This window comes from Flavobacterium sp. HTF (assembly GCF_003105115.1).
Taxonomy (GTDB): Bacteria; Bacteroidota; Bacteroidia; order Flavobacteriales; family Flavobacteriaceae; genus Flavobacterium.
This window is the reverse complement of the sequence record NZ_QETH01000109.1, coordinates 1-13,199: the sequence shown is the minus strand read 5'-3', so window position 1 is coordinate 13,199 and position 13,199 is coordinate 1. Positions and strand designations below refer to the sequence as shown.

The 13,199-nt window shown below is 35.0% G+C and carries 6 protein-coding genes and 1 pseudogene; 4 read left to right on the top strand and 3 right to left on the bottom strand.

Going from position 1 to position 13,199, the window contains the following annotated elements; all coding sequences use genetic code 11:
- The 4 genes from DCO46_RS20200 to DCO46_RS20185 all read left to right on the top strand — a co-directional run.
- A partial coding sequence (locus tag DCO46_RS20200) for an SdpI family protein (protein WP_133244618.1) occupies nucleotides 1-301 on the top strand: 301 nt, incomplete at its 5' end.
- Nucleotide 302: 1 nt separating this feature from the next.
- Nucleotides 303-530, top strand: a complete 228-nt coding sequence (locus DCO46_RS20195) for a DUF5808 domain-containing protein (RefSeq protein WP_116754286.1) — start codon at nucleotides 303-305, stop codon at nucleotides 528-530.
- Between the two features lie 122 nt (nucleotides 531-652).
- A complete protein-coding gene (locus DCO46_RS20190) occupies nucleotides 653-4,084 on the top strand; it encodes a hypothetical protein (RefSeq protein ID WP_116754285.1) in 3,432 nt (1,143 codons plus the stop codon).
- A 63-nt stretch (nucleotides 4,085-4,147) separates the two neighbouring features.
- Nucleotides 4,148-4,720 carry a hypothetical protein gene (locus DCO46_RS20185; RefSeq protein ID WP_116754284.1) on the top strand — a complete coding sequence of 191 codons (573 nt, stop codon included), beginning with the start codon at nucleotides 4,148-4,150 and terminating at the stop codon, nucleotides 4,718-4,720.
- Between the two features lie 87 nt (nucleotides 4,721-4,807).
- Here DCO46_RS20185 and DCO46_RS20180 read toward each other — a convergent pair whose 3' ends face one another.
- From DCO46_RS20180 to DCO46_RS22805, 3 genes and pseudogenes are all read right to left on the bottom strand, one after another.
- Entirely contained in the window at nucleotides 4,808-5,449 is a 642-nt protein-coding gene (locus DCO46_RS20180; RefSeq protein ID WP_116754283.1) for a porin family protein, read from the bottom strand.
- Nucleotides 5,450-5,517: 68 nt separating this feature from the next.
- Nucleotides 5,518-11,637 carry a M4 family metallopeptidase gene (locus DCO46_RS20175; protein WP_116754282.1) on the bottom strand — a complete coding sequence of 2,040 codons (6,120 nt, stop codon included), beginning with the start codon at nucleotides 11,635-11,637 and terminating at the stop codon, nucleotides 5,518-5,520.
- Nucleotides 11,638-12,007: 370 nt separating this feature from the next.
- A pseudogene (locus DCO46_RS22805) lies at nucleotides 12,008-13,199 on the bottom strand (hypothetical protein); the annotation flags it as partial.

The following is a 13,199-nucleotide window of genomic DNA, read 5'->3' as shown; positions in this document are numbered from 1 at the left end:
CATAATTATACTTTTTGTGATGACTCTTTTCAAAATATTCCCACCAAAAAGTATTAACTCATTTTACGGTTATAGAACATCCAATTCTATGAAAAGCCAGGCAAAATGGGATTTTGCACAGAAATTTAGTGCAACTCTTTCTTTAATTCTATTGTCCCCATCAGTAATTATCCAGGCCCTTTTATATTATCTGTATGGCAGTACTACGATAATCAACAGATTGATAACTTTTTACTGGGTATTAAGTTTCGCAATTGTAATATATAAAACCGAAAAAAAGACAAAAAAGATAAGCGATTAAAATGGAATACAATCAAGAACCATCTGAAGAAGACAAAGACAAATGGATTAAGGATCCTAAAAACTGGATATGGGGTATTTTTTATTACAATCCTAAAGATAAAAGAATATTTCCGCCAAAGAGGACAAAGCAATTGGGTTTGACTATAAATTTTGCCAATCCAAATTCTGTTCTGTTATTTACTATTCTTATTGTTATTTTATTAATGCTCTCAAAATATATTAAATAAAGCTCTGTCTCGCCCTACTATTCTCTGCCTGTCAGCCTGTTTTCAATAATAAAACTAAAATACCCTCCGCAATATTTCCCAATTATAAATACTACTTTTGGCTTTTAAGAGTTAAAGTATTTATGCTGAAAAAATTACTGTTTTTTGCGGTGTTTCTTTTTTATTCCGGTCTTCAGGCGCAGGAAACGGAATCATCGTATCAAACCAAAAAAGTAATAGCAACCCGTGATACTATTCATCTCGAAAAATTCAGTATCAATTCCGGTTTTTTTCAGCTTTTAAATACCAAAAATGAAGCTATTGACTCGACATTTTATACTATAGATTTCAAAAAAGGGACTTTACTTCTTAACGATAAATTCACTTCCGCATCGGATACTTTAATTGTAAATTATTTAAGATATCCTGATTTCCTGACCAAAGAATACGGACTTTATCAGGATAGCCAGGTGGTTAGCAATGATGTGGGTTCTGAAAAACTTTACCGAATAGAAAATACAAATGCCAAAAAAGTCACTCCTTTTGACGGTTTAAATACTTCCGGAAGCATTACCCGTGGCGTCACGGTGGGCAATAATCAAAATACGGTTCTTAATTCAAATCTGGATCTTCAGATTACCGGAAAATTATCCGACAAGGTAAGTTTGAGAGCGTCGCTTCAGGATAGCAATATTCCGCTGCAGGATGGAGGATATTCACAAAAACTGGATCAGTTTGATAATATTTTCATGGAACTTTTCAGCGATGACTGGAACATCCGTGCGGGCGATGTCTTTCTGGAAAACAGGAAAACGCAATTTTTAAGTTTTAATAAAAAGGTTCAGGGACTTTCGGCAAGTTTTGATTTTGATACCGAAAAGAGCAAAACCAACGTTTTTGCTTCGGTTTCTTTTGTAAAGGGGCAATATGCAAAAAGTACTTTTACAGGCCAGGAAGGAAATCAGGGTCCGTACAAATTAAAAGGTCAAAATGGCGAGTTGTATGTTTTGGTCATTTCGGGTTCTGAACGTGTATATGTGAATGGTGTTTTATTAAAACGTGGTGAAAACAACGATTATGTAATTGATTATAATGCGGGTGAAATTGTTTTTACCTCACTGTTTCCGATTACGTCTGAAATGCGTATCAATATCGAATACCAATATTCTGATCGAAATTACAATCGTCTGGTGACTTATGCCGGCGCAACGCACGAAAATAAAAGCTGGAGTTTTGGCGGTTATTTGTATTCTGAAAATGATATGAAAAACCAGCCCCTGCAACAAAACCTTTCTACAGAACAGGTTCAGGTCCTGAGTCAGGCGGGCGATGACCAAAACTTAATGACAGCACCATCTGCTTATGAGGATTCTTATGCAGACAATAAAATTTTATACAAAAAAGTAGTTCTCAACGGTGTTGAAGTTTATGAATATTCAAACAATTCTGCAGATGTTTTATACAATGTAAAGTTTAGTCTTATCGGAAATAATCTCGGGAATTACATCATACAGAACAACAATTCTGTCGAACGGATTTATGAATATATCGCACCCGTAAACGGTATTTTGCAGGGAAATTATGAACCTATTGTAAAACTGGTTGCTCCGATGAAAATTCAGGTTGCTACTTTTTTAGGAAAATATAATCCGGATGAAAAAACTTTGGTCGATTTTGAAATTGCTGTGAGTAATAACGATAAAAACTTATTCTCAGGAATTGATGATTCTGATAACGAAGGAGTTGCTGTAAAAACCAACATTAAAAAACGACTTTTTACCCGGGACTGGACTCTGGATGCTTTTGCAAATTACCAATTTGTTCAGCAAGATTTCAGGTCTGTAGAACGTTTATACAATATCGAATTTAACCGGGACTGGAATTTAAATTCAACGCTTTTGGGAAATCAGAGTTTGCTGGTTACCGGCTTAAATTTTGATTTATTTTCCAAAAAGGAAACTTCGGACATCGGTTTATTTACGTATCAATTTGAGAAACTGGATTTTACAGAAAGTTATTCCGGATCCCGTCATACGGCAAATGCATTCTTTAAACTCAATAAATGGACGATTGAAAACCGCGGAAGTTTTCTGAATTCTGATGCGACAACCTCAACTTCAAAATTTATCAGAAACCTGACAAAGACCAAATATCATTTCGGAAAAAATTGGGTTGGCGGAAGTATTCAGATTGAAGATAATCAGGAAAAAGATAAGGTTACCAATGCCTTTTCGGCCCTGAGCCAGAGGTTTTCAGAATATGGTGTTTTTGTTGGCCGCGGCGACAGTACTAAGGTTTTTGTTGAACTGGGTTACCTGCAGCGTCGCAACGACAGTTTGCAAAATGGTTTGCTGCAACATGTAAATGATTCGAGAATGTATGTTCTGAAATCAAAATTAATTCAGAACAAAAAAACAGATCTGGCGGTTTATGCGAGTTACCGGACTCTTGATTTTACGGATCCTTCCCGAAAAAGCGAACCTTCATTAAATTCCAGAATTTTATACAATGACCGGTTTTTTAATCAGTTTATGCAAATCGGAACAGCTTATGAAACCAGTTCGGGAACTATTGCGCAACAGGAATTTACGTATGTAGAAGTTCCGGCGGGACAGGGCGTTTATACCTGGAATGATTATAATGGCAACGGGATTCAGGAACTGGAAGAGTTTGAGATTGCTCCTTTTCCGGATCAGGCAAAGTTTATCAGGATCTTTTTACCGAATCAGATTTATATCAAAACCAACCAGAATAAATTTTCGCAATCTGTGATTTTAAATCCGCTGCAATGGCAAAATGAAACGGGTTTCAAAAAACTGGCCTCGTATTTTTATAATCAGACTTCGTTTATAATGGACCGGAAAGTAAAAAACGATGGCGGGCATTTTGAACTGAATCCGTTTCACTCTTCTGATGAAAATATGCTGGGGTTAAATTCAAGTTTGAGGAACAGCCTGTATTTTAACCGTGGAAAACAGAAACATTCCGTAACCTATTCTTACCTTATTAATAAAGGAAAAAATTTACTCTCTATTGGTTCACAGGATGTAAAAAATAATTCGCACCAATTGCAGTATACGCATTTATATCAAAAAAGCTGGCTGTTTAATTTCTTTACCAAAAGCATTAAAACAACTTTGGTTTCTGAAGATTTTACCGAAAAAAATTATGATCTGGAAGGGTATCAGATTGCACCAAAAATCAGTTATTTATTTTCTAAAAACACCAGCCTGGATTTCTTTTATGAATTACAGAATAAAAAAAATCAGATCGGAAACTCAGAAACCCTCGCCCAAAACAGACTCGGAACTTCGTTTTCTTATGCCGGTGAAAAAAAGATAACGGTAAGCGGTGAGTTTTCTTTTTATGAGAATAAATTTACCGGAAATGAATTTTCATCTGTAGGTTTTCAAATGCTGGAAGGTCTTCAGGCAGGTGAAAATCTGGTATGGAAACTCCTTTTGCAAAAGAACATTACACAATTTCTGGATATCAATTTAAACTACCAGGGACGAAAAAGTGAAACCGGAAATACCATTCACACAGGCAATATACAACTCCGTGCATATTTTTAGCCCGATGCGAAATACATTACAAAAAATTGATTAATTTTAGTCTGAATTCTAACACCTTTTACTATGAGAAAATTATTAATGTTGTGTTTGATGCTTGCATTGTCCGGTAATTTTTATGGTCAGGAAACTGCCAAAACTACAAAGGCAAAAACGGAAGCAAAAGCCAAAAAAGAAGCAAAAGAAAAAGCTGCAGACACCAAGAAAACTGCAGATAAAACAAAAGAAAAAGCGGCAAAAACAAAGGAAACCGCAGACAAGACTAAAGAAAAAGCAGATAAAACGAAAGCGGCATCTGACAAGACAAAAGAAAAAGCGGCAAAATCAAAAGTAAGCGCTGATAAAGCTGCTGCTGATGCAACTAAAACTAAGGAAAAAGCAGCTAAAACCAAAGAAACTGCAGACAAAACTAAAGAGAAAGCAGACAAGACTAAGGAGAAAGCGGATAAAACCAAAGAAACCACAAGCAAAACAGCTGCAGAATCTTCTGCTAAAAAACTGAAAGAAACTAACGAAAAAGCGCCATCTGTACCAGACAAAGTTACCGGGGAATATAATGGCAAAAAAGTATATACCGGACCAAGGGGCGGTAAATATTACATCAATAAAAATGGTAATAAAACCTATATTCAGGAATAAAAGATATTTAAACTAAATTTGAAAAGCCGTCTGAAATAATTCAATTTCTGGACGGCTTTTTGTTTTGAGTATATTTCAATATTGGCCTTACTTAAAAAAATAACCAACCGTTATCTGAAAAACCCTGTTTTTCATATCATTATTGATGAAGTGATTTGGATCTCCCTCTTTGAAAATATTGGAGTAAGAAATAGTATATCGTAAATCGGTATAAAATTTGTCTTTAAACTGATACCCCAATCCAAGGTTAACAGAAGTATCTATCCCACTTGAATACTCTTTCAAATCAAGACTCTCATGATTCTCGTATCCTAAAAAATTATCCTGATATTTATTCTTTGCTTTTAGAAGTATTCCTATTTGAGGCCCGGCCTGAAGGCTCAGTCCTTCGACTAAATAATATTTTAGCATTACAGGAATATTCAGATAGTTTAGTTCAATAGTACCTTTATAGACAGAATTTGTAACATCCGGATCAGAAAAAGAAGTTTTTGTTCCCTGCTGGCTGAACAGTAATTCGGGCTGAACGGAAAATTTTTTCGTCAGGGGAATTTCGGCCATAGCCCCTGCTGTAAAACCCAATTTATTTGAAGAATTCAATTCGCTTTCATCAAAAGTAAGGGTAGAAATATTCAGACCTGCTTTAACTCCTAATTTAACTTTTTGATTTTGAGCCATAACAGTCACACATAAAAAAAGTGTGCCTAAAATTAATATAGATTTTTTCATAGCATATTTTTGTTTTAAGAATAGCAGCTCTCAAAAAGGAGAGCTGCTGTTTTCTGTCTTTAATTTTGTTATTGTTTAACTACCTTGGCTGTATATTTCCTGTCTTTTACCATGCAGTCTAAAACATAAACTCCGGGACTTAACTTGCTTACATCTATATTTGATGGCATAGTGGTATATTTTTTACTCCATACTGCTTTGCTGTCCATTGCGTAAATTATGATTTCCACGTCTCCTTCCGTTTTATCTGCCAGGAAGATATTTACGTTGTCGGCTGCGGGGTTAGGGAATACTCTGAAAGGATTTGTTATTTTTCCAAGAAGCATTCCTTTTGAATCAAATGGTGCTGAAATACTGTTACATCCGTTATGATTCGTTACCTGAAGGCTGTAATTTCCTTCCCAGAAAGTTATAATAGATTTTTGAGTGGCATCCGGAATTGGTCTGTCATTTAAAAACCATTGGTACGAAGCTCCCTCGACTGAAGCGGTCAGTTTTTTATCGCCTGTTACCTTAATTTCCGGTACAATGTTGTTTTCCAAAATTGAAATGGTGGTACTAAACGTTTTACCAATACCATTTTCATTATAAACAGTTACATAATAGGTGCCACTTTTTGTGGTAACATAGTTAGGTTCTGTTGAGCCGTCAAACCATTCATAAGATTTGTAATTTCCGGGAGACAAAGCCACTTCAGGACCGCACACATTACCACTTACGAGTTCCGATTCGAAAGTGTCAAATGTCGCTGTTATAGTTCCTGTAAGCGTACATCCATTTTTCATGACAGCTGTTACCGTATAATCTCCTGCTTTATCAACTTCAATACCACTGGAAACTGCTCCTGTATTCCATTTGTAAGAAGCAACATCTAATTTTTTGGCGCTAAAATTGGTTTCGGCACTGATATAAAGGTTTTTGCCTGCATATCCGTGAATCACCTGCTTGTCAAATATTTTTAAATCTGCGCCCACGTCCTGATAAGTATATTTTTTTATGATATTATTTCCCGGAACAAGATCATTTTCCAATTTTGCCGTAAGATTAAATTCATGAGAATCAATACCATTTACAAGCTGAGGCTGTTTTTTGAATGTGTATTCTATGCTTTCACCAACAGGAATTCCCACCTCAACAATTTCTGAAATAGTTTCAGGTGTATTGGTGTATTCTAAATCTAATTGAATCGTCTTTTCAGCAATTGCAATTTTTCCCTCATTGGTCAGTTTTACTTTAACTTCAGATTCGCCACATACATCTTTTGGCGACAACATTTGAACCGATACGTCTAAAAACGGTGCACTAATTACTTTTAAATCATCTAAAACCAAATAAGAATAACCCGCCGCTTTGGCATGTCTCAATCGGAGCATTACAGATTTTCCGGCATATTTCCCTATATTAATTGTTGCTTTCTGCCATTCTGTATCCAGATAACTTCCTTGTTTAGACACTCTCCATATTTCATTCCATTCGCCTCCTGTAGTTTTAATATCTACTATAAGTGCATTCAGGTAATTTGTTTGAAATGCATAATAAAACTCTAAAGCAGTAGCATTTGCGGGTAACTTATATAATGGAGAAATTAATTCTGAATACGTAGGATAACCTTCAAGCTGACTGTAAAGCATTCTTGCAGCCGTATCCCTTGTATGATCTTTTTTAGGGATACTAACGTTTATATTGTCAGGCGTGGTAACCACTCTCCAGGGATAATTGGCATCACTCTGATTTGAAACAAATCCTTTTGATCCAAATAAGAAACCCTGAGGTATATTGGTAAATGTTTCAGCATCAAGTGACAGTGGATTTCCAATAACCTGAAAAGTTCCCGAAAGACTTACTAATGACTTTGGTTCTGCATCTGCAATTACTTTTGCATTAATTTCATAGTTGCCTGCCGGAAGCTGCGGAATACTATCTAAAGTATAAACCGATGTCTGATATTGCAATAAAGGAGTTTCTTTTTGGAGTATAACCGGTGCACCTACAGCAGTACCGTTTTGCGTAATTTGATACTCAATCGTAAGTTTATTAATTGTATTATACGATACATTTTTGGCACTTACAAAAAATTGATGTGACGGTGCATTTTCATAAACATTTTCTGCTACACTTAAATGAGACAATTGTAAATACTCTGCCGTATCTTTTATCTGGATATTATCTACTGCAAAACCGTAAGCAAATAGTCCATTATCTGTATATTGAAATGCAACCAATACGCATGGTTTGCCTGCATACGCAGTCAGGTTCACCCTATATTCTGTCCAATTATTGATATAAGGCATTTTGAATACTGTTTCCCAATTTTGACCTCCATCTGTACTTACTTTCACAAAACCATCTGAAATTCCCGTACCGTCTCCAAAACCGTCAAATGTCAAATGTGCTTCTTTATAATTGGTCAAATCAAATGTAGGTGAGATTAACATATCATTTGATGAGTCGCAATTGCATTTGTCATCGTTACTCGCCATAAAATGAGTATGGTCTTTGATATTCCAGCCCGGAGATTCTAAATCAGTATTTACTCCGTGTTTCCAGCCTGTGCCGTTTTTATTTTCAAAAGTTCTCCATCCTTTATATTTGGTCACGTCTTCAAAATCCATTATATACGGAAGTACAGAAACTTTCATATCCGCATTGTTCCAGTTATCGTAAGTAAACGTCAGCGAATTATTCTGAGGCTTACTTTCCTTGGTTACATCTTCCGGAAAAACAGAAACTGTTACGGTATTTGACCCAATACTTTTTAAATTAATATTTGGAATAGTATACCTGATGGTATCCCTAAATTTTGTGAATGCCAATGATACTTTTTCTGTTTTTGAAAAAACTTCATTTTTCTGATTATCCAAAATTTTGACTGCCACATTTACCTGCTCACCGGTAGTCTTGAAATTATTGGTGATTTTAGCCTTTACTGTTATATTATCATTGTTAACTACGCATGAGCCCGCATCTAATTTTGCTTCTAAAACCTCTAAATCATACCCCGCATTAGTTACACGAACATTATCTATAAATGCCCCTAGAAAATTATTGGCATAATTATCTGTAACTACTCTAAAACGAATAGCGCCTTTTTTACCTGCCAGTTCATTTAGGTGTATTCCATATGGTTCTTTGGCAAAATTATTGTCTACTCCCGTAAACCAGGGACCTGTTACCAAATTATTATAGTGTACAGTTTCAGGATATTTGATATCCGTTACTTTTTTCCAGTTTTGATTATCTTCAGAATATTCGACAATAAGCCCGTCATATCCTTTATAAAACAAATAAATCATATCAAACTCCACATATGGAGAAGCCACATTGGTAAAATCAAATAACGGTGACTGTAATGTAAAATCGGCATTGATCGCCATGGTTTCAGATTTTGCATAATTTACAGATCCCCACATATATTTTGATTTGGTATCCCTAAATGATTTAGGAAATGGCTGCCATATAAATTTTTGATTCGTAAGTATTGATTTTGAATACCAGCCACCCGGGGTTGTATCGAAATCCTGATAATATGGAAATTGATTTACAACTCCACTGTAGACAGCACTTATTGTACTGTTATTAGTCGTTATAGGATCCTGGTTATAAGATAAAGAAGCTTCATAGCTATGGAGTCCAGCGGCAGACAAATCTACACTGACATCAAAAGGAATTGTCATTTCTGAATTCATTTTAAAAGCAGTTCCTAATGTAATCTCTTTCCAGACGATTTCATTTCCGGAAAGTATGTCTCGATAACCTATTTTTAATTGTGATCCGGCAGGGATATCTTTACATCCCAAATTATAAATAGTAATTGCTAATGGATGATTTGCTGACAAAGATTCGCCTGAATAAGCCGGTAGATTTAATCCCGTCACTTTAATATCAAAATCTTTTTCACCCGGCAGAACTATAAAATCTGAAATAAAGGAAACGCCATCTTTGGTGCCAAATTCCTCAACAGGCTTAAAATCCAGTTTAACTTCTACATAATTTACTTTTGAACCTATTTGATACGGGATTCGATCCTGAATTTTGATAATGGTTTGTTCTCCCGGCGCCAGATCTTTAGTAAAATTAAGATTGCCATTGTTGGTGTAAAGCGTATTAATTCTGCCTCCAAAGCCCGGTATCATTAATCGTAGTTTATAATTTAAAATTTCATCTGCCTTAATAACAGATGATCCTGTATTTTTAATGGTAATGTAAAAAGGTTCGTCTCCTTTTAGCGGACCACAGGCAGCCGTAGGTTTTTCAACAGAAACAATAGTTATTTGTTTCTCTGCATAGGAAGTTCCGACACCAATAGCATACCAGGCATTCGTAACCTGCTTGTATTCTTCAGAACTTACTCCGTATAAATCTTCTGTGGCCATTAAAGTTGCCATGCGCATGTCATTAAAGTTCGACGTAGGGGACAGATACTCTGTAAGCGCGATGTAAGCAATTTTCTCTGCTTTGGCAAGACCAATAGCTTTAACATTGTAACTGTTATTAAGATCGTTTACTCCCTCACCTCCTTCACATAAAAGGTAAAACCAGTAATTTGTGATACCACTGTTCATGTGTACCCCGCCATTATCATTATTAATGTTTGCCGGATTTGCCCAGTTTTTTCCTCCGTAAGTGTCCGGCTGTCCCTGTGCTTTTGGATTGGAGATACTTCTCATACTTCCATGTCTGTATAATTCATTGCCCATCATCCAGATATCCTCTTTGGTGCTTTTTGCAACATAAAATTCAACCGCTATCCCAAAAATGTCACTAAACGATTCATTCATAGCACCGGATTCTCCACGATAAATCAACCCAGCGGAAAATTGTGTTACTGCGTGTGTTAATTCGTGTGCCGTAATTCCTAAACCAACAAAAGGCACATTGAAACCATCTCCAAATTGTGCCCATCCGCCGGTCCAGGCGGCATTTTCAACATTAGTGCCTAAATGTGCAAGGCCTATAATTTCCATTCCCTTATTATCGACACTATTTCGGTTAAATTTTTCCGCATAATAGTCGATTGTTTTTTGCATGCCCCAATGAATGTCTATCGCAACTTCATCATTATTTTTATTATATAAATCATTCCAGATATTATCTTCATCGATAAATTCTGTAAGCACTTCGTCTGAAGCATGCGCTTCATGATTCATATTTAATGTAAAAATGGGCACATTGTATTTTCCCTGCAGGGCCTCAAGTCTGTAGCCATCAGAATATTGTTTGGTATTAAATTGTACTTCTCCGGAATAGCGTGATTTTCCTTTTCCAATACTTTGGCCGGTAACACAGGCATTTCGGTTTAGGTCGATTCTAAGAATTGTTTTTCCTGTATTGGCATCTATATAAATTACCTGACTGGACTGTGGATTGGTCGCATAAATATTATATTTCCAAGCCAGGTGATATTTCTGCAGTTCTGAAGAAAAATCAGGTCCGACATATACTAATTCTCCTTGTGGTTTTGTGCTTATGGTTTTGTTTACTAAAGAGCCCAGTTTTTTACTCTCCCAAATATATTGTTTGGCATTTACTGTTTTTAATGCATTTTCAAAAGCTGTAGCGGCACTTATTTTATAACTTTCATTTAAAGAAAGTTTTTTAGAGGTGCTGCCAAATACATCTATTTTAGTTTTATTTTCCCTAACCTTATAAATGGCTCCTTCAACAGGTATATTATTATGCAATTGCTGATAGGTAACGAGTGTTCTGCCGTGGTTATCAGAAATTGATTTTAATTGCATTTTATCTGATTTGGATAAATTAAAATTTTCCTTTTTAACCTCGAATATATTTTTTGCCGTTAAGTTTGATGATTTGGCAAACGATTTAAGCTTTGTGCCCACTGAATCCTGAGGGCTTGTTTTTTCGGCAGTTTGTTTTTTCGCAAACTTTTTTTGGCTTTCCTGAAGTAGTTTTTTTACAGACTCCGCCTCTTCATCAGAAAGTTTTTTTCCCTTTACGTCTTCTCCTTCTTTCTGACCGAAGAAACTTTCGGTATCATTGCTTTGGGGTGAATTTGTATCACCGGTCTTTTTAGAAACTTGTTCCTTTCCTGCGTCGGGATCTTCAACTGCCGTTTTCAATCCCTCTTTTTTTACATTTTGAAAAGGGGACTGAGCCAATCCGACGGAACAGGCAAAGAAAACTAACAGAATAAACAAATACCTGGTTTTTAAGTAAATCTGATTCATTTTTTAAAATTTAAATTAATATTATAGTTTGCTTGGTTAATTTGCGTGAAGTTTTTATAGTTGAGGCGAAACCATAAAAGCAGTTTCTAAAAATCAACTGGATTTTGATCTTTAGAATTTCTTATTCTTTTTTACAGAATTTTTGTGGGATTTTTTTGTTTATGGTTCTTATAGGTTGTTGCAACTTTTAAGAATATTGTTTCAATCAGGCAGGATTTTATTTACGCGAATTGGTAAATGTAAAACGGAAGGCTGTGTTTTTGAAAAAAAGGACTATTTCAAAAACACTCTCAGGAAGAAAAACAGCACTATGAAAGCACTCAAAAAAAAATAATAAACAGTAAATCAATAAATTACCTAAATCAAATTTTTATACTTTATCAGGCGAAAATGTATTCAGATAGGTGGAGAGATTTATTTTTTCATTCGTTAAATCAAACTTTTTGCGAAGTCTTGTACGGGCATTTTCTATCGATTTAAAAGATTGGCCTGTAATTACAGCGATTTCTTTTGTTGTTAAATCGAGATATAAAAGAGCACATAATCTGCGGTCTTTGGGGGTAAGAGAAGGATAATCGGTCATTAATTTATCAAAAAAAGAGTGATGTACCTGTTCGAAACTTATTTCAAATTCTTTCCAGATATCGATATTCAGGCTTTTTTCCAAACGCTTTAAAACGATATCAATACCTTGCTGCATTTCTTTATTAATCGTTTTAAGTCTGATCTTCTTCAGATCCTTCAAAATTTCATTGATACAGTCTGTGCGGTGTATTTCGGACATGGCTTTTCCTATGAGAACCTTATTTTTAGCATCAAGGTTTTGCTTTAACGCCTGTATCTTTGTTTTTCTTTTTTCTTTCTGCAGTTGATTTTCAATATTCCTGTTTCGGTATTTTATCAGTAAAATAACTAAGATCAAAATACCGATCACCAATATCAATCCGATTACATAATACTTAAATCGTTCTTTTTCATCAACAATTGTTTTTATCTGGCTGCGGATTTTGTAATCCTGCTCGAGTTTTATCCTTTCCAGGTTAATTACTTTTTCTACGATATTGATACTATCGTTGATTGCGTTGTATTTCTGAAAATAATAAACGGCATTTTTATAATCCTCTTTATTTACGTATGCCTGATAAAGCATTTTATTCAGGTTTAGTCCTGAAAAATTATATACATTTTCTTTGTATAGCCCTAATGCTTTTTTTGCATTGACAATTACGGCATCATACTCTTTTTCTTTTTCCTTATAATCAGAAAAAGACTCATAGACAAAAGCCTGCAATTGGGTATCAACACGTTTATTTACTAAAGAAAAAGCTTTATCAAAGTAGTAATCGGCATTTGCTTTCTCTTTTTTTAAAGCATAAGTTCGTGCTAAATTAGTGAAGACATAAATCTTTAGGTCATCGTTTTTTATAGTGTTATTTATTAAATAGGCTTTACGATAATAGTATAAAGAAGAATCTAGATTTTTGCTTAAGTATAAGGTGCCAATATTGTTTAAAATTTTTACAAGCTTAACAGGGTCTTTTTTTGCTTTTTGATACTCATAT

Bases quoted from the DNA above. Each gene is read 5' to 3' on its own strand.
- DCO46_RS20195 (WP_116754286.1), top strand. From the start codon at position 303: ATGGAATACAATCAAGAACCATCTGAAGAAGACAAAGACAAATGGATT.
- DCO46_RS20190 (WP_116754285.1), top strand. From the start codon at position 653: ATGCTGAAAAAATTACTGTTTTTTGCGGTGTTTCTTTTTTATTCCGGT.
- DCO46_RS20185 (WP_116754284.1), top strand. From the start codon at position 4,148: ATGAGAAAATTATTAATGTTGTGTTTGATGCTTGCATTGTCCGGTAAT.
- DCO46_RS20180 (WP_116754283.1), bottom strand. From the start codon at position 5,449: ATGAAAAAATCTATATTAATTTTAGGCACACTTTTTTTATGTGTGACT.
- DCO46_RS20175 (WP_116754282.1), bottom strand. From the start codon at position 11,637: ATGAATCAGATTTACTTAAAAACCAGGTATTTGTTTATTCTGTTAGTT.